Consider the following 24,460-nt stretch of genomic DNA (forward strand, 5'->3'; position numbering starts at 1 on the left):
GGTTACGTTTAAGTACTTATTAAACTGATAGATCATGAAACTTGAAAAGGGTAATTTTTTCAAAATATGGCTGCCGACCAGAGAATCTGCCGGCCGGCTTGTTTTTGAGAATCCGACAGATAATACCCTGCGTCAAGATGCGGATAAATCACTAATCACGGCCTATGTATACGATGAAAAAACGATAGAGAAAATAGATCTCACGGATATAGGTGAGTGCAAGCAATTAATCGATACCACCAAAAAAGTCTGGATTAATATTGACGGGCTGCGCAGGGCGGAAGTCGGTCAGATCTGTAAGGAGTTCAGTATACACCAGTTAATTGAAGAAGATATTTTGTCGGTTGACCAGCGTCCCAAAAGTGATATTTTTGAGGATTTTGTCTATTGTCTGCTCTATCAGCTTTTTCTGGATAAAAGTAAATACAATGAACTCAGCAGAGAGCAGATTTCTCTGGTACTGGGAAAAAACTTTGTATTGACCTTTCAGGAAGAAGCAACACGGGATGCGTTTGGTGAAATAAGGAAAAGATTACAGTCGCCTTTAAGTAAAATAAGGCAGTATGGATCGGACTTTTTGTATTACTCCCTGGTGGATGCCATTGTGGATGATTATTTTACCACCATGGACTCCTACGGAGAAAAGCTGGAGCGGGGAGAAAGCCAGCTGATCCGAACCAACGCGCAGATGCGTATGTCCTATATCCTCTTTTTACGCAAAGAACTACTGCTGTTCAGGAGAACGATATTTCCGGCAAGAGATGTAATCAGCAGCCTGAACAAAAATGAAAACGCCCTATTTAATACCAAAACGCTTCGGTATTTAAAAGATATCTATGATCATATACTGCAGGCAGTAGAAATGGTGGAGAACTACCGGGAAGGTATGTCTAATCTGCAGGACCTGCATATGAATATGGCCAATCTGAAGATGAACGAATCCATGAAAGTCATGGCGGTGGTGACCTGTCTATTGGCGCCTGCCACGGTAATCGGCGGGATTTTCGGGATGAACTTTGCGCAGATTCCTTTACTACATAACACCTACGGTTTTGCGGTGGCTGTAGCCCTTATGTTACTCATTCCTATATGGATGGTATTTGTTTTTAGGAAAAAAGGTTGGTTTTAGCAGTAAAGCAGGTCAGTTATTTTCCTGTTTTACTGGATAAAATATTAACTGCTGGTTATAGAGAAAATGTGGTTGTCAGAATGTGACAATTAAAACAGGCAACCGATATTTATTTGTATCTTGCTGAATGACAGTAGTTAGTGAAGGTTTGTTTTTTAGCATAACGCTTAAAATTTGATTTTTTGTATAAATGATTGGGCAACTGCTTTCCAATAAGAATGATAAATTTATGGGAGAAATAAAAATATAATTAACTTTAGCTAATCAAAAAGGGTTGAAGATTTTGCGTGGTCGGCGGATTTGAGAACTTTTATGTATTGATTGTTTATGGGAGCATCGTATTGCGATATTGCGTGTTCATTTTACTTATTGTGTAAATAAGGTTTCTAAGATATTTATTTTCATCAAGATTTTATTTATTCACATTTTAAAAATTCATGTTATGGAGGAGTACCTCGGCGTTATAAAAATTTTTGCCGGAAATTTTGCACCCAGAGGCTGGGCATTTTGCAATGGTCAGCTATTATCCATCGCTAGTAATACAGCCTTATTTTCCCTTTTAGGTACTGTGTATGGAGGGGATGGGATTACTACTTTTGCATTACCTGATTTGCGAAGTCGGGTACCTGTACATGCAGGGGCAAGTGCTGGCCCGGGGCTGCAGCCATATAATCTTGGACAGGCTATTGGTACCGAAACAACTACCCTGTTAACGTCTAATTTGCCGCCTCATACGCACCCTGTAATGGCCTCGATGTCGGTGGACAAAGGGAATGCCTCGGTGCCCGCTGCGTCACAAAATAGTACATTAGCCGCGCCGGGATACCAAAATGGAAGGACCTTTGAAGCCACTTTAGGCTATAGCGCCTCCGAGCCCAATACCCAGATTGGAGGCTTAGCTGTTAGTGTTGGTATAACGGGGTCTGGTATCCCCATAAATAATATCCAACCTAGTTTGGGGGTCAATTATATTATTTGTTTAGCAGGAGTTTATCCAACCAGGGATTAGATTATTCATTTTAAATTAGAATTTATGAAAAAACTTTACGTTTTAATCTTGATAATTTTAATTCCTGCATTATTATTGGCGCAGACTGTAACACTAGAAAGTTTTGAGGGTGAGACTGCAGGAGCAACTAGTTTTACCAGTAATGGCCAGGTATTTAATATCTCGTCCCAGTCTAGTTATTTTGATATTTATAAAGATAATAATGGCTATGGTTGGAATGGATCCACGGCAGATGATGCCTTTATTGATAATACTGACTATGCCAATCCTAGCCAAACCGTTCAATTGACCATTGGTACAAATAATGGTGCCCCATTTACACTGAAAAGTATGTGGCTTTTTCTTTCCAATAGTAATTTGATGGCGGGAACAGGGACTGTGACAATTACTGGCGTACGTTTAGGAGCAACCGTTTTTACCGCTGTTGGTTCAACATTAAGTTCTGTTCCGATTACGACAAATAATGGATTCTTAAAATTTGACATGAGCTCTTATGGAGGAGCTGATAATTCCAATAAATCCATTGATGCATTTGTAATCAATACAACCGGAGATTTTGAGTATTTGGCTTTGGATGCGCTTAGCTGGGGTACCGTTGATATTGCCACCCCTGTAACTTTTAATGATTTTAGCAGTTATCAGAAAAGCGGTTATACCTATATCCAATGGAGTACTGGAATAGAGACTGGAATCGATTATTTTGAAGTAGAACGTTCTATTGATGGTGCGTCTTTTACCCGTTTGGGCAAAGAGAATGCCCAGGGCGATAACAGTCATTATGTAATTAATACGGTGCAACCTGCAAAAACGGCTAGTTATCGATTAAGGATTATTGATAAAGAAGGTCTGAGTACTTATAGTAAAGTCATCACGGTTTCTTCAATCGCAGAATCCGGCTATTCCATTTTCCCTAATCCAGCCATTGATTATATTTTTGTTTGGTCTCCAAAATCTATTGAGGGCGTTATTTATGATTCAAGGGGACGAAAAGTTAAAGATATTCGACTTGATGCAGCCAATAATAAGATTGATATTAAGTCTTTGGCTGCCGGACTGTACTTCCTTAAAATAGAAGGACAATCTTCTTCTTTTATAAAGAAATAATGGCTCTTAAGGGTTCAAAGGAGCAGTAGGTGTGCTGCGCTATTGTATCGAACTTATGATGTTTCTGCGTTGCCCCCCTCTATATTTAAATAGGAGTGCTTAAGCCTTTTCGTTTTTAGGAAAGGGCTTAGGTACTCCTATTTAACTAGCTAATTATGCGTATATTAGTGTTTCAGTGTATTTTTATCAAAAAGTGCAAGAATTTATGCGTGGAAGTTATAAAAAGCGTGCACCAACCCCGGTTTATACTAGCCCCAATCAGCTCAGTTTTGAGGGTTTTGAGACTCCATTTGAACAGCAGCTAGATAAAATAACCGTTGGTTGATCTTAGCCCAAAGCATTCCGTGGGACCGAATTGTGGGGGTTTACGATAAAATTTTCTGTCCAAAGAAGGGCGTGCTACATTAAGCGGACCTTTGGTATTAGGTAGCCTAATGGTCAAGCATCTTTGCAATCTTTCCGATCGGGAAACAATTGCCTTCATTTAGGAGAATATGTACGTCCGGTACTTCTTAGGGTATACCGGTTTTACGGTCAAAGCGCCTTTTTCAGCTAGCTTAAGCTTCTTCTAGTGTCTCCAGTTTGCATTCATGAACATAGATTCCCCAGAAGCGATGGCTGGGCTCAGCCTTCGCCTTGATGTATATCTTTCTACTCAGTTCCTGCAATTTAATTGACGTTTTTACCATTTTCGTCTTGCCTCTCATTTTGTTGAAAGAATGATTGCTAATAGGGATCCTTCGCTACTATAATCCCCTCCGACTCCTACTTACCTTTCTTCCCATTTCCCGTTTTGCGGACGTTTTCAAACACTATGTATCTCAACCATCAACCAAAATACGGGATATAATCAACTCCATACTTAAAGGCTGGGCTAACTATTTCCGATACAGCAACTCTTCGAAAGCGTTCCGGGCGATTTATTTTTGGTTGAACAAAAAGGTACGACGTTACTTAAATGCTGAAACTGCTTTCTGGAATAAGAATTCCCAGGTCAAATGAGTATAGATAATTTGGGGTTTAAATGCCGATAAAATTGCCATTTGTCATTGCATTGTCAACTGATTTTTAAAAATAATTTTTGGCTGTATAACTGTACTATTAATCAGGTAAATTTTAATACGATAATCATACAAAAAATTGATTTTTGCCTCCGTTAAATCAGGATATTCCTTTATAATTTATTTTTAAAATTTTCATAGCAAAACAAAACTAAATCTTAATTTTATTTGCATATTTGATTTTTATTAACTTATTTTGAAATAGAATAATTGTACAAAATACAAATAGAGATCTATTCTTATTATTTATTTTATGAATAGGATTTTGATTGTAAGCCGGTGTGTAATAATAAATTAGTAATTTAAATTAACCATAATGTCTGTATTTGAGACTTATTCGGACGAGCATCTCCTTGAATTACTCATGGAAGGGCAGGAAGAGGCATTAACGGAAATTTATCAACGTTACTGGCAACAGCTAATTGAGATAGGATACCGTTTTACAAATGATAAGCAAGCGGTTGAAGAGATTGTAAATGACGTTTTTTTGAAATTGTGGAGTAATCCTGAGAAGTTTCAGGTAAGGTCCTTGCCAGCCTATTTATTCACTTCAATTAAGTTTGGAATATATAAAATGGTTCTGAAAAAGAAACGCCGTAAAGATCTTCTTGCAAATTATGAATGCAAATTATTAACGGAGGAGGAGCAACAGCGGATTGAAATCAAGTTTATGGAGGAATATTTAAAGGAGGTGGTAGAGTCTCTTCCTGAAAAATCCAGACTTATTTACAATTATAGTCGAAATGAGGAAATGAGTGTTGCAGACATTTCCAGTAAAATGAATATGAAAACCAAGGCAATCGAATACCATATAACCAAAACTTTAAAGTTACTCAGAACTGCCTTGGATCATGCTCATCATGTTAAGTTGCTTTTGATTACTATCATGATAATCAGAAGCCTTTTCTGATTTTATAACTTTTTTCTCAATTTTTTTTTAATTTTTTTAGGGTTCATGCTTGTTCATGGACTCTTTTATTAAATGGCCTTATATTAATATGGAACAAGAAGAAATAGAAGACATTATTGAAAGGTATTTTAAAGGGTTAACCAGTGAGGAAGAGGACCAAAAACTTAGCCTTTGGTATGAGGAAATGAACCTTAGAGGCAAAGATGATTCGGGTTTAAGAGATGAAGATTTTCAAACCTGGAAGAAACAAATGCTGCTGAAATTAATAAAGCAGGCAAGAGCTCTTAAAGGGCAAAATCATTTAAACTTTACCGTCCAGGAAAATGTAGAAAATGATAAAAAACAAAATGCAGCTGAAAAGGGATTTTCGTGGAATAGATGGGGATGGGCTGCAGCCATTCTAATATTATTTTGTTTTTCAATTATGGTTTATCGATTGCAATTTCAAAAAAGTGCTAATAAACAGCAAGTTGCAAAAGAAGAAATGCAGGGTCTTCCAGGACAGAATATTGCAGCGGGTCACAATGGTGCAATTCTGCATTTATCCAACGGGCAGGTAATACTTCTGGATAGTCTTCAAAATGGTGTGGTAACGGAACAAAATGGCGTTAAAATTCTTAAGGATAAAAATGGACTCGTTTATGTAGGACAGGCCAAGGAAACCCTTTACAATGATATTACAACATCGCGCGGGCAGCAATGGAGCTTGACACTGCCAGATGGAACCAAAGTTTGGTTAAATGCAGTGAGCTCGATTCATTACCCATTAGCTTTTAATGGAAAGGACAGAATCGTAAGCATCAAAGGAGAAGCGTATTTTGAAGTAGTTCATAATGAATCGCAGCCATTTAAGGTACAGGTAGGAAATACAATGATTGAAGATATTGGGACTGAATTTAATATTAATGCTTATGATGATGAGGCTTCTATTAAAACTACATTGCTGAATGGAAGTGTAAAAGTTTCTGCTGGCAGCGGTAGTCATGTCCTAATACCAGGAGAACAGGCGGAAACAGATAATTCCCACATAATTAAAATTAGTAAAGTGAATACAGAAAATGTTACCGGTTGGGTGAATGGTGAGATGATATTCGATAACGAAATGTTGGAGGAAGTTATGAAGAAAGTCTCCAGATGGTATGATATTGATGTGACATATAGCGGAAAGATTCCCAATAGAAAGTTTACAGGTAGTATATCCCGGAAATTGAATCTATCCGAATTCCTTAAACTATTGGAATTTGAGAATGTTGATTACAAGATACAAGGTAAACAATTAACGATACTTCCCTAAAATTTTAAACTGATATTGAATATGAAATAAAAAATATAGAGTAATTGCACGAATCAGAAAAACCGGAAGTGCTCGCAACACCTCCGGCCATAAAAATCTGAGTTAACCAATCTGGAAGGTTGGCTGTAATACATAACATTTAACCCAAACTTTTACAAAGATATGGATTTTAATGCTTTTAGGAAGCTCATGCCCAAAACGGGCAGGGAGCTTTATAAATCGTTGCTGGTTATGAAGTTAATTACTATTTTGATACTAGTTGCCTGCATTGGTGCGCATGGTGCCGCTTTAAGCCAAAAGATAAATTTAGATGCCAGGAATATTCCACTTGAAGATGTCTTCAAGGTAATTAAGATGCAAACGGGATATCATTTCTTTTATGAAAAAGAAGTTTTAAACGGTTTGCCAAAGGTAACTGTACACGCAGAAAATGCTAATATTAATGATGTACTGACCAACTGTTTTAAGAATCTACCTATTTCCTTTTATATATCGGAAAATACAATTGGTATTAAAAGAAAAAAGATGGATGAAGTACCTCCAACTGAAATAAAGGTAGCTCAACAGGTAAAAGTAAGCGGAAAAGTTGCAGATTCCCTTGGCAATCCATTACCAGGAGTGAGTGTATATTTAAAAGGAACAAAAATTGGGACGACAACGGATCAAAATGGTCATTATTCATTGAGCTTCCCTGAGCAGAAAGCGGTGATTGTTTTTGCCTTTATTGGATATGAAACTACTGAAATCAATTTTGGTGATGGAGAGATCATAAATGTCACATTAAAACAACAGGTGTCTGATTTAGAACAAATGGTTGTTATTGGATATGGATCTCAAAAAAAGGAAAGTGTGGTTGCAGCTATCTCCCAAACGACGGGTGAAGTTTTAGAAAGGGCAGGGGGTGTTTCAAGTATTGGGGCTGCGCTGACAGGTAATGTGCCAGGTTTGATTACAACATCGAGTACGGGGTTACCTGGAGAAGAAGACCCACAGATAGTTATTCGCGGAACAAATTCCTGGAATAACACATCTCCTCTGATTCTGGTTGATGGGGTTGAACGTCCAATGAACAGTGTAGATATTAATTCCGTAGCAACAGTAAGTGTTTTAAAAGACGCTTCTGCAACTGCTGTATTTGGATCAAGAGGTGCCAATGGAGTAATTTTAATAACCACTAAAAGAGGTCAATTAGGTAGAGCCTCTATCAGTGCAAGAGTAAATACGATTATAAAGCAGCCCTCCAAATTGCCGCAAAAATACGATTCATATAATACGCTTGCTTTAAGAAATCAGGTGATAGAAAATGAATTGAATGTAGATCCAGACAGTTGGAATCAATATTTGCCGGAAGAAATTCTAGAAAAATACAAAAACCCTTCTAATGAAGAAGAGAGGGAAAGATATCCTAATGTGGATTGGAATAAAGTTCTTTTTAAGGATTACACTATGAGTCATAATGCCAGTGTTGATATAAGTGGTGGGACGAAATTTGTAAAATATTTTGCCAATGTAGATTATCTCCATGAAGGAGACATCTTCAAAGTATATGATAACGGCAGAGGGTATAAACCGGGTTTTGGGTTCAATAGGATTAATGTAAGAAGTAACCTTGATTTTCAATTAACTCCATCCACTGTTTTTAAAACCAATTTAAGTGGTTCCTACGGTGTACAAAAAACTCCATGGAATTTTTCTCAAAGTGATTATGTAACTGGGTTAACGCTTTGGCTGTCTGCTTATTCTACACCACCGGATGCATTTTTGCCGATTTATCCTGATGGCTCGTGGGGATATAGTCTGGTTAATAGTAATTTGGCAAATTCTGCATTAAACCTTTCAGTTGGCGGTATTCAACAGGTAACAACTGCCAGAATGACCACAGACTTTATCTTAGATCAGGATCTGGGTATGCTTGTTAAAGGATTAAAATTATCTGGAACGGTATCGCTCGATAACACTTTTGTTGAAAATAATCGTGGTGTCAATGATTTGTATAATGGTGTTCAGATGAAATATGTGGATCCAGAAACTGGAGCGGTAACTTATAAACAGGCTTATGATGGTGTTACAAATTTTGACTTTCAGGAAGGGATAAACTGGTCTACCAGCGCTGGAAATGTTGGCTCAAATTACAGACGCATATTTTATCAATTACAATTAAACTATGCGAAAACTATCGCTGGAAATCATTATATAACGGCAATGGGACTGATGAATAGAAATCAATATGCCACAGGTAGTGAAGTCCCGCATTCTAGAGAAGATTGGGTGTTTAGAACGACCTATAGTTACAAAAATAAATATACTGTCGAGTATAATGGAGCGTATAATGGCTCAGAGCAGTTTGCAAAAGGCAATAGGTTTGCTTATTTTTCTTCAGGTGGGGTAAACTGGGTAGTAAGTAGAGAGAACTTTATGAAATCTGTGAATTTTGTAGATGTCCTAAAAGTTAGGGCTTCTGTAGGACAAACAGGTAACGACAATATTAATAACCTTAGGTGGTTATACCTGAATCAATGGGCTCATTCCGGAAATGCCTTATTAGGTACATCGGGAGTAGATGCTGAACAAAGTAGTTATACGTGGTATACTTTAACCTCTCTGGGTAATGAAAAAATCCAATGGGAAGAATCTTTTAAGAGTAATATAGGCGTTGATTTTGAGTTATTTCGTGGTCTGCTGAAAGGAAAATTTGATTATTTTGAAGATAAACGTTCTAAAATATTCATAGCTGGTACTAATAGATCGGTTCCTTCCTATTTTGGATTTTCTGCACCAGCAGCTAATCTTGGGAAGGTGAATGCTAAAGGCTATGAGTTTGAATTGCATTTAAATAAAAATCTGAGCGATGCTTTACGGGTATATGTGGACTTTAATATGACACATACTCAAAATAAAGTAATTGATGAAGATGATGCAGAACTGTTGCCCGAGTATCAGAAAAAGGCTGGTAAGTCTGTAGGACAGGCATATTCTTATGTTAGTTCTGGCTATTATAATACCTGGGACGAACTTTACGGTAGCACACAGTATAATACCAATGATAATAACAAACTTCCCGGTAATTATAATATCATTGATTATAATGGAGATGGCGTTATTGATCAGGATGATAATATACCTTATGGTTATACTGGCTGGCCACAAAACACTTATAATACAACTATCGGATTTGACTGGAAAGGGTTTAGTGCATTTGTCCAGTTTTATGGAGTAACCAATGTAACAAGGCAAGTTGTATTTAGTACTTTTTCCGGTCAAGTGGATATTGCTTATGATGAGGGTGATTATTGGAGCAAAAGTGCTTCTTCCGGAACGGTTCCATTGCCTAGATGGTTGTCCACTCCACCTGATTACTACAGAGCTGATCAGTATATGTATGACGGATCCTATTTAAGGTTAAAAAATGCGGAAATAGCCTATACATTCGGTAAGAATTGGCGGTTTATTAAAAAGGCTGGCCTGGAAAATATTAGGGTTTATTTAAATGGAGACAATCTTTTCTTGTGGACCAAAATGCCTGATGATCGCGAATCTAACTATGCCGGAAGTGGCTGGGCAAGTCAGGGTGCTTACCCTACGCTAAAGAGATACAACCTTGGATTTAATATCACCTTTTAATAAGTTATCATGAAAAGATATTCTAAAATATATATACTAATAGGCTTTCTTGCAGTATTTACTGCCATTAGTTCATGTGAAAAATACCTAGATAAAAGTCCAGATTCAACTTTGAATGCGGATGATGCTTATAAAAACTTTACCAACTTTCAGGGGTTTACCGAGGAGTTGTATCATTGCATACCGGATTTTTCCAATGCTTATTGGACCAATTCATGGAATTGGGGGGAGGATGAGATAATGTCAACATCACATGATTTTCATTTTGTAAATAAAATTGATTTAGGGAATTTTTGGGGCTGGCAATCAGAATTCGATGGTTGGCAAGGGGGATGGATGGATCGGGCATCCACATCTACAGACAATGATAGGTTTCATAAGTCCTTATATCCGCTTTGTTGGTATGGCATAAATAAGGCTAATTTAGGATTAGCGAATATGGATAAGTTAATTGATGCCACAACCGAAGAAAAAAATTTAATTAAAGGTCAATTGCTGTTTTTTAGAGGGTGGTTTCATTTTGAGTTGATGCAATATTTTGGGGGGCTTCCATATATTGATACGCTTTTGCCAAGTGATCAGAAGTTAACATTACCTCGGTTAAGTTATTCGGAGTGCGCGGATAAAGCGGCCTTGGATTTTAAAGAGGCGGCAGATTTATTGCCTACGAATTGGGATAACACTACTGCGGGTAAAAATACGCTTGGGAAAAATGAACTTCGAATTAATAAGATAATGGCCTTGGGATATTTGGGAAAAGATTATCTATGGGCAGGAAGTCCCTTAATGAACTCCGTTTCTACCGGATCTACAGCTTATAATAAGGATTATTGTAAAAAAGCAGCGGATGCTTTTGCAGAATTATTGAAACTATGCGAAAGTGGGGAGGCCCCATATAAATTATTGCCATTTGATAAATATTTCAATAATTTCTATACGACTGGTCAAAATTGGTTAATGCCTGGTGGAACTGAGGCAATTTTCAGATCGCCTTATTATAATGCTAATTCATCGAATTGGGGAACTAGTAAACAATATACTCCGTTAATTATAGGCGAAGGTGATATTGTATTCGCACCGACTGCCAATTATGTAGACTATTATGGAATGGCTAATGGGTTGCCAATATCTGATATTACGAAATCTGATCCAAAGTCGGGTTATGACCCTGAATACCCTTGGAAAGGAAGAGATCCGAGATTCTATAATGATATAGTTTATGACGGTGTCAAGTTTGTTCAAGGTTCAACAACAGATGAGGCAAACAGGTATGCGAATTTATTCGGTGATGGAACAATTAACGGCCGTGGCAGCTATAGAGATCCAAGTACTGGTAGCAGAACTGGGTATTTATTAAGAAAATTCATTCCAATTACTTGTAATAAATATGATGATGGCTATGGGTATTCTCATAGTCTCAATATTCATATCCCTTATATGCGGCTGGCAGATATTTATTTAATGTATGCAGAGTCTGTGGCTGAAGGATATGGCTCTCCAACTGCTTCTGTATCTTCTTATGGCAAAACGGCAGTTGATGCTGTCAATGTGATAAGAGACAGAGCGGGAGTAGGACATGTTGCCGCTGAATATACAGGATCAGTGGATGCTTTTATGCCTGAACTTCGTAGGGAAAGAGCTGTTGAATTATCATTTGAAGGTCATAGATTTAACGATTTACGCCGCTGGTTACTTCTCATTAAAAAGCCCTATACATTGAAGAAGACTGTTTATTTTGACAGGGCAGGAACCTTCAGCACTACAAATCCTGAGGATAATGAGGTGAAAAACCTTCGGGAAGAGACGATTCTTGAAAGAAAATTTACAGAGAAACATTATTGGCTACCTCTTAAGACAAGCGATGTGACACTTTACCCGGGATTTTACCAAAATCCTGGTTGGTAATGGTGTAGAAAATCTAATCTATTTATGAATTGTAATATAAACAGACATTCAATGAAATTATTAATAATTCTCATAATATACATGGCATGTGCTTTCGGCGCAGTCGGGGTGAAGGCCCAAAGTGTACTGGAGATTAAAATCAGTGCAAAAGTTTATGATCAAAACCAAAATCCTATTGCTAATGCATTGATTCAAAGCCAGGAAAGGGCAGATGTCCATACTTTAACGGACAGTAATGGCGCTTTTAGTTTAATGGCTGAACCTGGCGAAAACATATTTGTATCCGCCCCAGGATTTACTTCTTTGTATCTGCCAGCATCGAAACAATTAAATATTATTAAGTTAAATCCGACCAGTTTAGATACCATTGATGTACAAGCTCCTTTTAGTACAAGTAGAAAGGAAGATTTATTTGGGGATGTAACAGTTGTTAATCAACAGGAAATTATGGCTAAGAATTATACAACTTACAGCTTGGATGGTTTAGTCGCTTATGTTCCTGGTTATAATGGTAATAGTATTTGGGGTATGGGATCTTACTTATTGTTGGTAGATGGTGTTCCAAGGGATGCTAATAATGTCCTGCCTACTGAAATTGATCAGATTGCTGTTCTAAAAGGAGTGGAGGCTGTAGCATTGTATGGGAGCAAAGGAGCGAAAGGAGTGATTAATATAACCACTAAACGCGGCCAGGCATTTAATAAGAAATTAATTGTTAGAGCAGATATGGGTACTTATGTTCCTGTAAGTTATCCGAAATATCTTGGATCTGCAGAATATATGAGCTTATATAATGAAGCGAGGAGTAATGATAGTTTGCCTGCTTTATATGATGAGGCTACTATTTATCATTACGCATCAAATGAGAATGAGTACCGTTATCCGAATGTCGATTATTATTCTGATTCTTATTTAAAAAGAGCTTACAATAGATATGATGCTACTGCTGAAATATCCGGAGGTAACGACCGGGCGAGATATTATACCAATATGGGATTTTATACAGAAGGCTCCTTATTGGATTTTGGAATGGCAAAGGAGAATAGAAATAGCAGGTTTAATCTCAGAGGGAATGTTGATATAAAAATTAATCGGTTTATTAATGGGAGAATTGATGCGACTGCTACGTTTTATGATGGCAGAGGAGTAAATGCTGATTACTGGTCAGCAGCAGCAACAGTTCGCCCGAATCGATTTACTCCTCTGGTGCCAATTGATATGATTGAGTCAAATGATGAAGCTTCATTATTATTGGTGCAAAACAGCGACCATGTAATAGATGGGAAATACCTGTTGGGTGGAACTCAGTTGGATCAAACCAATACAATGGCTACCATTTATGCAGGCGGATATAATAAATATATTTCAAGACAGTTTCAGTTTAGTTCCGGCATTGATGCGGATTTAAAGGATATTTTGCCTGGACTTAAATTTAAATCGAATTTTGCGGTCGATTATGCGACTGCATATTCCTTATCTTATAACTATGATTATGCAACATATGAACCTATTTGGAATAATTATGCTGGTCAGGATCTTATCAGTAGTCTGAATAAGTATGGAAATGATGCGACTTCAGGGACACAAAATGTTAGCAATAGTTGGTATAGGCAAACAATTGCTTTTTACGGATTATTTAGCTATGACCAGACTTTTGGAACAAAAAACAATGTTTCCAGTGAACTCATAGCAAATGGGTATCAGCAGTCTGAATCGGAAGTTTATCACAGGGTTAGTAATGCAAATCTGGGCCTTCATGCCGGATATAACTATGATCATAAATATTATATCGATTTTAAAGGAGCATATATTCATTCAGCGAAATTGCCTGAAAATCACAGAGAGGCTTTATCACCGACCTTATCTATTGCATGGAGAATCAGCAAAGAGCCATTTATGCATAATAAAACCGGGGTGGTTAACGATTTGAAAATAACAGCCTCAGCGGGCATTTTGAATACGGATATTGATATTAGTGATTATTATATGTATCAGGGTTACTATACGGTAGCAGGCTCTTGGTATGGTTGGAAAGATGGAACTGGGTTCCAGGCAACTGAATCCAGAAGGGGAAATAACCCTAATATGTCTTTCCCAAGGCGCAAGGAGATTAATATAGGTTTTGAGGGGTTATTCTTCAATAGTTCTTTACAGCTTAGCAGTCATTTTTTCCGTAATACGATAGATGGTAATATTATTCAGGCATCCTCTTTATTCCCTTCATATTTTACTTCTTATTGGCCGGTTTCTTCTTTTATTCCCTATATCAATTATGATAGAGATCAGAGAACAGGGGTTGATTTCGGGCTGGACTGGCATAAGTTAATTGGTAAATTAGATGTTGACTTTGGGTTAAATGGAACATATTATACAACAAAAGCTACCAGACGCGCTGAGGTCTATGAAGATGCTTATCAATACAGGCAAGGGAAAAGTCTTGACGGTATATGGGGGCTTCAAAACCTGGGATTTTTTGAAAGCCAGGAGGATATTGATAATTCACCCACCCAATCTTTTGGAGAAGTGCATCCGGGTGACATCAAATACAAGGATCAGAATGGAGATGGAGTAATTAATAGCCAGGACGAGGTGTTTTTAGGCAAGGGAGGATGGTTCGGCGCTCCCTTTACGATCGGTATGAATCTTACCGTTAAATACAAAAAACTTACACTTTTCATGTACGGAACTGGAAGTTATGGTGCATATGGAGTTAAAAACAATAGTTATTATTGGGTGTATGGAGATGGAAAGTATTCCGAAGTCGTCCGCAACAGATGGACGGAAGAGACTAAGGCAACAGCTACTTATCCCCGACTGACCACTAATTCCAGTGATAATAATTTCAGGACATCAGATTTCTGGATGTATAAAGCCAATCGATTTGATCTGTCCAAAGTACAACTAAGTTATGATATGACCGGCCTGTTAAAATCGAAAGGGTTTATCAATACATTAGGGGTATATGTTAGCGGTGCAAATCTTTTGACCATTTCTAAACACAAAGATATTATGCAACTCAATATAGGAAGTGCGCCGCAAACCAGGTTTTATAATATAGGGGTAAAAGCCAATTTTTAAAAAGGGAAAATTAGTTAAGATGAAAAATAAAATTATTCTATATCTGCTTTTTTTGGCATTTGTGGGGGTCGGTTGTAAGGACTTAATTACACCACAAATTGAGAATAACCGACAATTGGAAGATTCTTATAATCCAAGTGATGCAAAGTTCCCTTATGGACTTATCCTTAATGGCTATAATAGAATACCGGTCAATTCTTGGTCTTTTAATGATGTAGCAACTGATGATGCTGTTACCAATGATAAGACAAGTAGTCTTTTAAAAATGGCGACTGGGCAGTGGGCAGCGAATAATAATCCTGTAGAGCAATGGAGCAATTGTTATGCTGCTATTCAATATATGAATTTGACGCTTGAACAAATCGATAAGGTCACTTGGGCAGAAGATTCAACCGTATCCCGTTTGTTTAATATGAGGGTTAAAGGGGAAGCTTATGGACTTCGGGCTTTATTTTATTTTTATTTACTTCAGGCGCATGCGGGTTTTGGAGCCGATGGGGAACTATTAGGAGTGCCTTTGGTGTTAAATTCTCAGGTAGTAGGGGATGATTTTAATTTACCAAGGGCCTCTTTTCAGGATTGCATGACCCAGATTTATGCGGATTTAAATTTAGCAGAATCTTATTTACCGATAGATTACTTAGACCTAACCGATAATGCACAGGTGCCTGCTAAATACGGTTCTATTACTAAGGAGCAATTTAACAGGGCAATGGGTAAAAGCATGAGTGGCCTCTTTTCAGGCAGGGTGGCCATGGCTCTTGAGGCCAAACTGGCTCTGTTGGCAGCAAGCCCGGCTTTTAGCCAGGGAAGTGGTGCGACCTGGGCTAAGGCAGCAGATGCGGCGGCAAGAATAATTGATCTTAAAGGTGGGGTAAGTGGTATTGCCTCAAATGGTCTAACCTGGTATACCAACACATCTGAAATAGCAGGTCTTGCGGACGGTCAAAACCCAGATGAAATTTTATGGAGAACTAACTATAGCGAAAGTAATAATCTGGAATCTGATAATTTTCCTCCAACTCTTAATGGAAAAGGCAGGATAAATCCTACGCAAAATCTAGTTGACGCCTTTCCTATGGCCAATGGCTATCCTATAAATCAATCGGGAAGTGGTTATGACGATCAGAATCCATATGCCAATAGAGATTCAAGACTTACAGATTTTATTTTGGTAGATGGAACTAAAGCGGGGGTTAATAGTTCTGCTATCAATACTGAAGCAGATGGAACTACAAATGATGGCCTTAATAAAACAGAGACTTCCACAAGAACTGGTTATTATTTGAAAAAACTATTAAGGCAGGATGTGAATCTGAGTAGTACATCTACGACTACACAACGCCATTATAAACCACTTATTCGATATACTGAAATTTATTTGATTTATGCAGAGGCGGCCAATGAAGCGTGGGGTCCTGAGGGGACTGGGGGACATACATATTCTGCCTACGATATTATTAAAGCACTTCGTAACAGGGCGGGCGTAGGCACAAATAATGGCGACCCATATCTAGAATCTAGTAGTGCAGACAAGGACAAAATGAGGGATCTAATTAGAAATGAAAGAAGATTGGAACTCTGTTTTGAAGGTTTTAGGTTCTGGGATTTGAGAAGATGGAATGCCGCTTTAAATGAAACGGCCAAGGGTATACGTATTTCGGATAAAAAGTACACAGCGATTAATGTTGAAAATAGAGTTTATAAAGATTATATGAACTATGGACCTATTCCCTATAGTGAAGTATTGAAATTTACAAATCTGGTTCAGAATAAAGGGTGGTGAAATTAGAAAATTAAAGAATTTTTCAAAAGCGATAAAAATGAAAATCAGAATATTATATTTAATGATGGCTGCTATGCTGTTAGGTGCATGTCATAATAAAGACATTATTTTTGAGGATTACCCTTATCAGACAGTCTATTTTTCTTATCAACACCCCGTTCGAACAATCACGCTGGGTGAAGATATCGTAAATACGGATTTGGATAATGCGCACAAATGTAAGATTTATGCAACCTTAGGAGGGGTTTATCATAATAATAAGATCGTAAATATAACCTATGCAGTTGATAACGATTTGGTGCAGGGCGTTAGCTTTAGCGACGGTAGTGAAGTAACTGCGATGCCAACGGATTATTATTCGCTGGCTTCAAATACAATTGAAATCCCTAAAGATAGTATTTCTGGAGGGTTGGAAGTCCATTTAACGGACGCATTTTTCAATGATCCGGATGCTATAAAGAATAAATATGTCATTCCTTTAAAAATGAAATCCGTAACCAACGCTGATTCAATTCTGATAGATAAGGATTATATACTTTATGCAATTAAGTATATTAATCAGTGGCATGGATACTATTTACGTAGAGGGATAGACGTAATTAAGGGGAATAATGGCAATACTGCACTAGATAATACAAATGTAAGGCACCAGCAATATGTAGAATATGATGACGTACAGCAATTAACAACTAAATCTCTGACGGAAACTATTTTCCCATTGATATTTAAAGATAAAAATGGTTATAATGTTAATTGTAATCTATTGCTTCATTTTGATGATGATAATACCTGTACTATTAGTTCTGCTACGGAAGGCATAACAGCCTCAGGCAGTGGGAAATTTGTAAAAAAGGGAGAAAAAAATAGCTGGGGCAATAAGGATAGAGATGCCTTATACTTAGCGTATGAAGTAAATATGGTAGATGAGCATGTTTCTTCTAAGGATACACTAGTCATGAGAAACAGAGGGGTAACTCTGGAAACTTTTTAAGGCCAAACTAACATTCAATAAACAATTAGGTATGAAAATATTTAATATTAGAAGAGCGCTGCTTACAGTACTACTGCTTACAGTTTTTTTTAGTAGCTGTTATAAATATAAAGCGTTGGATTTTAACGTGTCCAAACCTGAGGAAGTGGCAGCACAGGAAGATATCGATGGATATCCTGCTTTAAAATCATACATTGATACTGTCAAATTTGCGGATTTTCATTTGGGCGCTGCAGTCTCCTTAGGTGATTATATCAAAAAAGGAGTGCTGTACCGTATGGTTAACCGGAATTTTCAACAAATAGTTTTGGGGTATGCAATGAAACACGGGGCGGTGGTTCAGGCAGATGGATCCCTGAATTTGGATAACGTAAATACCCTTATCCAAACAGCCAAAGAGGCGGGGATTTCACTGTATGGTCATACGCTTTGCTGGCATTCCAATCAAAATGCTACCTATTTGAATGGTTTGATTGCGCCGGAAGTTGTAGAGTCTGATAATAATCTATTCGATTTAACGAGTCTTAAAGATGGTCAGTTTGGAGACTGGGTAGTAAATGGAGCATCTGCCTCTTCAATTGAATCTGCTGCAGGGCAAAATACCGGAAGTGCCATTAAATTGGTTACAAATTCTAATTCTGCTAACGCCTGGGATATGAGTATTAAGACACCTTTAATAAATATAACCGCAGGAAAGCAGTATGTCGTGAGTTTTTTTATTAAATCTGATAAGGCAGGTAAGGGTAGAGTGTCCTTTAGTGCTGATTTGAATAATCAGTATCCGTGGACTGACTGGATGAATACAGGAAACGCATCGGAGTATTTTGAGACCAAGACAAGCTGGCAGCAAGTTAAATTTACGGTAAGTGACTTTAAAACTACTGCCAGTTCTTTTGCCATGAATTTTGATTTGGGTTATATGCCTGGTGTTACCTATTATATTGATGTAAATAGTTTGTCTGTACAGGACAAAGATGCGAGCTCAGGGCTTGAATCAAACTTGTTTGCCAATAGTGATTTTGAAGCGGGTAATATTAATGGTTGGTCAGGATGGGGAAATAATTCTGTCAGGGAATTAACAATAGATGGATATAATAGCAGTAACGCCCTAAAAATGACGAATCCTTCAATAGTTAACTCCTGGGAGGCGCAGACGGCCTATGATTTTACATCCCCATTTCAGGAAGGGTCTGTCTATAAGCTAAGTTTTTATATAAAGGGAAGTGTTGCAGGAGCAATCAGTGCCTCCTTTCAGGAAACGACAAGCTATGGAAGTGATAACTTTCCCTCCTTTAATGTAACCAAAGACTGGACTAAAGTTGAGCTGGAGGCAACCGTTACGGCGGCAGACAGAACAAGGTTTTTATTTAATTATGGCAATTATGGAGGTACATTGTATATTGATAATATTGCCTTGCAAAGGGAGAATCCAGATTTAGGAACTCAAACTATTGAAAAGACAGCTGAGGAGAAAAAAACGATTATTTCAGGAGCATTGGAAAGCTGGATAAGTACTATGGTAACAAATTGTAAGGATTATGTTCATGCCTGGGATGTGGTTAATGAACCTATGGATGATGGCAGTCCTTATGAATTAAAGACTGGAATTGGTAAAACAGTTAGTGATGATCAGTTTTACTGGCAGGATTATATCGGAAAAGATTACGCTGTTTTGGCGTTTAAACTTGCCAGACAATATGGGAATGCAACAGATAAACTGTTTATTAATGATTATGGGCTAGAAAGCAATATAGATAAATGCAAAGGGTTGATTGAATATGTAAACTATATTGAGAGTAAAGGACAAAAGGTAGATGGTATTGGTACGCAGATGCACATTGATATAAATGCAGATAGTGCTAAAATTGTAAATATGTTCCAATTGTTAGCAGCTACCGGTAAATTGATTAAAATATCAGAATTGGATATAGGTCTAGGAGGGAATACACAGACCGATAATGCGACGGCTCAAGAGTATCTTAAGCAGGCTGAATTGTATAAATTTGTAATCGACCAATATTTTAAATACATTCCTGCAAGTCAAAGATATGGTATAACTATTTGGAGTCCAATGGATAGCCCGGCTAATTCTAGCTGGAGAGCAGGCGAACCTATCGGTTTGTGGACAGAGGTTTATGTCAGAAAACTTGCCTACGAATATGTGGCTAAGGCAGTGCAAGAAAATATGGGGGGAAAGCCTTGATAAATTTAAAGGTATAGACTTCTGTGAGGCTAAGTGTTGTAATACACTCCCTTAAGAAGTGACATCGACAAATCTTTGTCTAATGTTGTGGAATGTTATTAAATTAAAATAGCCGGCAAAGACTCCTGCCGGCTATTTTGTTATTGAAAATCAGCTTATAGTAATAGAAAATACTTGGATCCTGAAGCGAGGTTTTAAAAGGCTTTCCATCCTTGGGCCGTAATATCAAAGGTGTTACCCCCTTTGGTCAGGAATTTACACCCTTCTTCTACATCAGTCATATAACCAATGACGCTTATTTCTTCGTTGAGGACAATTTTATCATGGTCTTCCTGTCTGATGGTAAAGATGAGTTCATAATCTTCTCCGCCATTTAAAGCACAGACCGTGGGGTCCAGCCCGAATTTAAAGGCGGCCTGCCGGGTCGCTTCATTAATAGGCAATTTATCTTCGTAGACTTTGCAGCCTAGCCCGGCCTTTCTGGAAAGGTGTAATACCTCACTGCTGACCCCGTCGCTGACATCCATCATGGCAGTCGGTCTTAAATCCTGTTTCTCAAAAAATTCTATGATATCTTTTCTGGCTTCCGGTTTTAAGATGCGGCCCACGATATAGTCTTCTCCCTCCAGATCTGGCTGGACCTTCGGGTTCTCCATATAGATTTTCTTTTCTCTCTCCAGTAAGGTCAGTCCAAGAAATGCACCGCCTAAATCACCAGAGACACAAATCAGGTCTCCCTTTTGAGCGGTGGACCTTTTGATATACTGATCAGGAGCAACTTCACCGATGGCGGTGACAGAGATAATAAAGCCTTTTTGAGAAGCGGAGGTATCGCCTCCGACCAGATCTACCTTGTACTTTTCACAGGCAGCATATACCCCTTCGTAGAACTCAGACAAAGCCTCCACGCTAAAGCGATTGGTAATACCCAGGCTGATGGTGATTTGTGTAGGCTGAGCATTCATGGCATAGACATCACTTAAATTGACAATGACGCTTTTATATCCTAAATGCTTCAGCGGCGTATACATCAGGTCAAAATGAATTCCCTCAATGAGCAAATCCGTCGTCATGACTGTTTGTTTCCCGAAATGATCCATGACGGCTGCGTCATCACCAATGGATTCAATGGTAGAAACATTATAAGTCTCGAAATTTTTAGTCAGGTGGTCAATCAGGCCAAATTCGCCAAGTTCTGAGATTTCTGTTCTATTTTCCATGGTATATATTTTTGATAAGGGGAATGATAAGTGTGGGTTTATTGTTTAGCGGGTTCTGACCTGAATCATCATGCGGTACAGGGCTACGATAATGATGGAGGAGAAGAGCAAGTGCAGGGGTTGCGCAAAAGCCGGCATTTTCAGCTGGGTCATGATGAGTCCTAAAAATAGCTCAGAAACCAGGGAGATCAGTATTAAAAGCCCCGTTTTCTGGGTTTCTTTATGGTTAAAGGATTTGCCTACCACCAGAATACAGGCAAAGGAGGCCACCCAGGCAAAGAGTTCATGAATATTCAGCCATTTGCCCACCTGTCCAAGCCAGGTGTCTCTGGAGGTGTAATTAAGGGCTTTTGAGATATTATCTACCTCTGAACGAACTTCAGTGCCGATCAGAATCTGTGCAAAAACAAGTATAAATGCCAGCCAGATGAGGCCTTTCAGTGATTTATTGACAATAAAAGGCTTTCCTTTAACCAAATGGATGATATAGACGCATACGCCTGCGATAATCAGGGCAGGAATCATATGAGCCGTAATTTGTATAACACCCAGATTGGAGTTCACCACTACCTTACCGACCCAGGCTTCAAATCCTACCAAAACAAACAGACTCAGTGCCCAGTAGAAAATGGAAATTTTGGTCTTTCTGTAGGTAATCCAGGCAGAGATATTCAGCCAGATAATGAAAAATCCCAAAAGAACCGTCAGCATTCTGTTCAGGTATTCAATCCAGGTATGAAAAGCATTGAACGTGTGGTCGATATCCTGCTTTTTCAGGTATTTTTCGTAGTCTTTAGGCAACTGTCCTGCATTTAATGGAGGAATCAGTCTGCCAAAGCAATGGGGCCAGTCCGGACAGCCCATTCCGCTATGAGTTGTCCGGACGATAGATCCGGCCAGTATAACAATAAAAATGGTATATAAAACGAGTTTGGCGTATTTGATGAAACGTTGCTCTTTATCAGCTAATGTGCTCATGATATCCGGTTTTTTCCGGTGCAAAGGTAGCCGTTTACCGGTAAAGAAGATTGGCAGGCCGATTGAAAGTTTATATTTTTGCCTTATGCTATTCAATTCTTTTCAAAATGAGGTGCTGGAGGCCGGCTGTGATGAAGCGGGTAGAGGATGCTATGCAGGCCCGGTTTTCGCGGCGGCCGTCATTTTGCCAGAGGATTTTTTTCATGAAAAGCTCAATGACAGTAAACAGGTCCAGGAGAAGGACCGGGATGTATTAAGATCGGTCATTGAAAAAGAGGCGATTAGTTTTGCCGTGGCCAGCGTAAGTGTCTCAGAAATAGATCGTATTAATATATTAAAAGCTTCCATCAAGGCCATGCATCTGGCCATAAGGGCGCTGAAACAAAAGCCGGCTTTTCTGGCCATTGATGGTAACCGGTTTACGCCCTATCCTTCCACTAGGCATATCTGTGTTATTAAAGGAGACGGTAAATATGCCAATATAGCTGCAGCCAGTATCCTTGCCAAAACCTACAGGGATGAGCATATGCGCTCCTTGCATCTGGATTATCCCAGGTATGACTGGGCTAGCAATAAGGGGTATGGGACGGCTTTTCACAGGGAGGCCATAAAAGCCTACGGCCTTTGCGAGCATCACCGTAAAAGTTTTAATATTAACCCGGAAACTCCCACGTTGTTTTAACCAAAAACCGTCCGTTTGTTACTGACGGAAGCTATTTGTTCGTTCACCGAATTGTTTGTTAAGTGATTCGCAAAATCTATGGCGGGCAGGCGTATTGAGTGTGTCTTTTAGTATCTTCGTTACATGATAGGATATATAGTATTAGCGTTTTTGGTTTACTTTCTATACCGCTTTATTGTAGGTTTTGTCTTACCGGTGGTTAGAACCACCAGTCAAATGAAACGCAAAGTGAGAGAGATGAATGGCTCCTACGGACAAGGGCCTTTTGGACAGAGTGCCTATAATAATGCCGGTACCGGAGAGAACCGGTCTGCGAATGCCGGGGTCAATGTGACCGGGCAAAGCAAGGGCCCGTTCAGCCGCTTTACCAAACAAAAGGCCGCCGGGCAGGCCGCTAAACCTTCAAAGTCAGATTATATTGATTTTGAAGAGGTTAAATAGGCCTAATCGTTCAAATTATGTAATTTAAGACACGGTAAATTAATAGTTACAGGTCCAGTAGGAGCAATTCTGCTGGACTTTTTAATAAGTGGGTCTTTAAGCCTGCCTGATGAGCTCCCTGAATATTGCTTACGGTATCGTCAATAAAGAGCGTCTGCTCAGCCTTAAGCCCTTCTACTTCCAGCATGTGTGTAAAAACGCTTGGGTCCGGTTTACGGACGCCTTTTTCGTGGGAAAACCAGGCTACTTTAAATAAGTCTTCCAGTTTTTCTCCATTAAATTCTTTTTGATATAAATCAGCGAACCAGTCGTAATGAATCTGATTGGTATTAGAGAATAAATACAACTGATAGCTGTTACTGAGCCGTTTTAGAAGCGCAATATTGTCTTTTGCATAATGCAGCAGCATGGCATTCCATGCGTCCCGGATCTGTTCATTGGTAAGCCGGGGATTTTCTGCTTCCTCACGGAACAAATCATAAAAAGCTTCGTTGGAAATATGACCGGTCTCCAGACGGGAAAACAGCTGGCTGGCATGGTGCTGGCTGAAATGGGCCGCTGCATCCTCAATACCCAGCGCTTCAAAAGCCTGATGGGTCCTTTTAAAATCTATATGAAGTAATACGCCGCCAAAATCAAAAATGATATTTTTGATATCGGCCTTATTAAAAGTCTGATCTGCCTTTTTTATTGCGATGTCGGTGGCTGACTGCTTTGTTTCCATGGAGGCAAAGATAAAAAATTAAAGTTGTCCCTGAAGAGGACAACAAAGGCTTGCGGGTGATCACATATTTAAGGGTTAAAATAAGGCTTAAAATTAGATTTTACGCAAGATGCTGTATTTATATTGGCTATTAATGTAGAAAATAAAATTGCATAAGTATTTGTTTATCAGTGATTAGTTGGTATTAAAGAGGCTTATTCTAAAAAAATATAAAAAAAGTTTCTAAAAGTCTACTAAAATAGTGGACTTTGTTATATGTTTGCATCGCGGTTAAAGAAAAAGGGCAATACCTAGATCCAATAATAGATATTTTAAATTATTATG

General features: G+C 38.5%; 17 protein-coding genes. 14 read left to right on the top strand and 3 right to left on the bottom strand.

All coding sequences use genetic code 11. The annotated features are described in order from the left end of the window. The first annotated feature begins 34 nt into the window (after window positions 1-34). From corA to BLU80_RS06665, 12 genes are all read left to right on the top strand, one after another. The gene (gene corA, locus BLU80_RS06610; RefSeq protein ID WP_091395457.1) at window positions 35-1,129 is read left to right on the top strand and encodes a magnesium/cobalt transporter CorA; all 1,095 of its coding nucleotides are present in this window, start codon (window positions 35-37) and stop codon (window positions 1,127-1,129) included. A gap of 442 nt (window positions 1,130-1,571) precedes the next feature. Next, entirely contained in the window at window positions 1,572-2,138 is a 567-nt protein-coding gene (locus tag BLU80_RS06615) for a phage tail protein (protein ID WP_091395458.1), read from the top strand. A gap of 24 nt (window positions 2,139-2,162) precedes the next feature. After that, window positions 2,163-3,242: a T9SS type A sorting domain-containing protein gene (locus BLU80_RS06620; protein WP_091395459.1), complete on the top strand. Its 1,080-nt coding sequence runs from the start codon at window positions 2,163-2,165 to the stop codon at window positions 3,240-3,242. Between the two features lie 723 nt (window positions 3,243-3,965). Further along, on the top strand, window positions 3,966-4,244 hold the full coding sequence (locus BLU80_RS20065; RefSeq protein WP_091395460.1) for a group II intron maturase-specific domain-containing protein: 279 nt from the start codon (window positions 3,966-3,968) through the stop codon (window positions 4,242-4,244). 375 nt (window positions 4,245-4,619) lie between these two features. Next, the gene (locus BLU80_RS06630) at window positions 4,620-5,213 is read left to right on the top strand and encodes an RNA polymerase sigma factor (protein ID WP_091395461.1); all 594 of its coding nucleotides are present in this window, start codon (window positions 4,620-4,622) and stop codon (window positions 5,211-5,213) included. 88 nt (window positions 5,214-5,301) lie between these two features. After that, complete coding sequence (locus tag BLU80_RS06635; RefSeq protein ID WP_170831169.1) at window positions 5,302-6,507, top strand: FecR family protein; 1,206 nt, start codon at window positions 5,302-5,304, stop codon at window positions 6,505-6,507. 162 nt (window positions 6,508-6,669) lie between these two features. After that, window positions 6,670-10,128, top strand: coding sequence for a TonB-dependent receptor (locus BLU80_RS06640; protein ID WP_211481775.1), 3,459 nt, complete (start codon window positions 6,670-6,672; stop codon window positions 10,126-10,128). A 9-nt stretch (window positions 10,129-10,137) separates the two neighbouring features. After that, window positions 10,138-12,033, top strand: a complete 1,896-nt coding sequence (locus BLU80_RS06645) for a RagB/SusD family nutrient uptake outer membrane protein (protein WP_091395473.1) — start codon at window positions 10,138-10,140, stop codon at window positions 12,031-12,033. 51 nt (window positions 12,034-12,084) lie between these two features. Beyond that, the gene (locus tag BLU80_RS06650) at window positions 12,085-15,111 is read left to right on the top strand and encodes a SusC/RagA family TonB-linked outer membrane protein (RefSeq protein WP_091395475.1); all 3,027 of its coding nucleotides are present in this window, start codon (window positions 12,085-12,087) and stop codon (window positions 15,109-15,111) included. A gap of 19 nt (window positions 15,112-15,130) precedes the next feature. Beyond that, on the top strand, window positions 15,131-16,897 hold the full coding sequence (locus tag BLU80_RS06655) for a RagB/SusD family nutrient uptake outer membrane protein (RefSeq protein ID WP_091395478.1): 1,767 nt from the start codon (window positions 15,131-15,133) through the stop codon (window positions 16,895-16,897). Window positions 16,898-16,934: 37 nt separating this feature from the next. Continuing rightward, the gene (locus BLU80_RS06660) at window positions 16,935-17,888 is read left to right on the top strand and encodes a DUF5627 domain-containing protein (protein ID WP_091395481.1); all 954 of its coding nucleotides are present in this window, start codon (window positions 16,935-16,937) and stop codon (window positions 17,886-17,888) included. Window positions 17,889-17,919: 31 nt separating this feature from the next. Further along, window positions 17,920-20,091: an endo-1,4-beta-xylanase gene (locus BLU80_RS06665; RefSeq protein ID WP_091395484.1), complete on the top strand. Its 2,172-nt coding sequence runs from the start codon at window positions 17,920-17,922 to the stop codon at window positions 20,089-20,091. 194 nt (window positions 20,092-20,285) lie between these two features. Here the strand turns inward: BLU80_RS06665 and thiL are convergent, their stop codons facing one another. Together thiL and BLU80_RS06675 are read right to left on the bottom strand one after the other, a co-directional pair. Further along, window positions 20,286-21,311: a thiamine-phosphate kinase gene (gene thiL / locus BLU80_RS06670; protein ID WP_091395487.1), complete on the bottom strand. Its 1,026-nt coding sequence runs from the start codon at window positions 21,309-21,311 to the stop codon at window positions 20,286-20,288. 45 nt (window positions 21,312-21,356) lie between these two features. Further along, a complete protein-coding gene (locus BLU80_RS06675) occupies window positions 21,357-22,289 on the bottom strand; it encodes a COX15/CtaA family protein (protein ID WP_091395491.1) in 933 nt (310 codons plus the stop codon). 85 nt (window positions 22,290-22,374) lie between these two features. Between BLU80_RS06675 and BLU80_RS06680 the strand changes: the two genes are divergently transcribed. Both BLU80_RS06680 and BLU80_RS06685 read left to right on the top strand, forming a co-directional pair. Continuing rightward, complete coding sequence (locus tag BLU80_RS06680) at window positions 22,375-22,971, top strand: ribonuclease HII (protein WP_091395840.1); 597 nt, start codon at window positions 22,375-22,377, stop codon at window positions 22,969-22,971. 216 nt (window positions 22,972-23,187) lie between these two features. After that, complete coding sequence (locus BLU80_RS06685; RefSeq protein WP_139188099.1) at window positions 23,188-23,412, top strand: hypothetical protein; 225 nt, start codon at window positions 23,188-23,190, stop codon at window positions 23,410-23,412. Window positions 23,413-23,458: 46 nt separating this feature from the next. Here BLU80_RS06685 and BLU80_RS06690 read toward each other — a convergent pair whose 3' ends face one another. Further along, window positions 23,459-24,136, bottom strand: coding sequence for an HAD family hydrolase (locus BLU80_RS06690; protein WP_091395498.1), 678 nt, complete (start codon window positions 24,134-24,136; stop codon window positions 23,459-23,461). Between the last annotated feature and the right edge of the window lie 324 nt (window positions 24,137-24,460).

Origin of the sequence: Arachidicoccus rhizosphaerae (genome assembly GCF_900107765.1) — a bacterium.
Classification (GTDB): domain Bacteria; phylum Bacteroidota; class Bacteroidia; order Chitinophagales; family Chitinophagaceae; genus Arachidicoccus; species Arachidicoccus rhizosphaerae.

Bases quoted from the DNA above. Each gene is read 5' to 3' on its own strand.
- corA (WP_091395457.1), top strand. From the start codon at position 35: ATGAAACTTGAAAAGGGTAATTTTTTCAAAATATGGCTGCCGACCAGA.
- BLU80_RS06615 (WP_091395458.1), top strand. From the start codon at position 1,572: ATGGAGGAGTACCTCGGCGTTATAAAAATTTTTGCCGGAAATTTTGCA.
- BLU80_RS06620 (WP_091395459.1), top strand. From the start codon at position 2,163: ATGAAAAAACTTTACGTTTTAATCTTGATAATTTTAATTCCTGCATTA.
- BLU80_RS06630 (WP_091395461.1), top strand. From the start codon at position 4,620: ATGTCTGTATTTGAGACTTATTCGGACGAGCATCTCCTTGAATTACTC.
- BLU80_RS06635 (WP_170831169.1), top strand. From the start codon at position 5,302: ATGGAACAAGAAGAAATAGAAGACATTATTGAAAGGTATTTTAAAGGG.
- BLU80_RS06640 (WP_211481775.1), top strand. From the start codon at position 6,670: ATGGATTTTAATGCTTTTAGGAAGCTCATGCCCAAAACGGGCAGGGAG.
- BLU80_RS06645 (WP_091395473.1), top strand. From the start codon at position 10,138: ATGAAAAGATATTCTAAAATATATATACTAATAGGCTTTCTTGCAGTA.
- BLU80_RS06650 (WP_091395475.1), top strand. From the start codon at position 12,085: ATGAAATTATTAATAATTCTCATAATATACATGGCATGTGCTTTCGGC.
- BLU80_RS06655 (WP_091395478.1), top strand. From the start codon at position 15,131: ATGAAAAATAAAATTATTCTATATCTGCTTTTTTTGGCATTTGTGGGG.
- BLU80_RS06660 (WP_091395481.1), top strand. From the start codon at position 16,935: ATGAAAATCAGAATATTATATTTAATGATGGCTGCTATGCTGTTAGGT.
- BLU80_RS06665 (WP_091395484.1), top strand. From the start codon at position 17,920: ATGAAAATATTTAATATTAGAAGAGCGCTGCTTACAGTACTACTGCTT.
- thiL (WP_091395487.1), bottom strand. From the start codon at position 21,311: ATGGAAAATAGAACAGAAATCTCAGAACTTGGCGAATTTGGCCTGATT.
- BLU80_RS06675 (WP_091395491.1), bottom strand. From the start codon at position 22,289: ATGAGCACATTAGCTGATAAAGAGCAACGTTTCATCAAATACGCCAAA.
- BLU80_RS06680 (WP_091395840.1), top strand. From the start codon at position 22,375: ATGCTATTCAATTCTTTTCAAAATGAGGTGCTGGAGGCCGGCTGTGAT.
- BLU80_RS06685 (WP_139188099.1), top strand. From the start codon at position 23,188: ATGAAACGCAAAGTGAGAGAGATGAATGGCTCCTACGGACAAGGGCCT.
- BLU80_RS06690 (WP_091395498.1), bottom strand. From the start codon at position 24,136: ATGGAAACAAAGCAGTCAGCCACCGACATCGCAATAAAAAAGGCAGAT.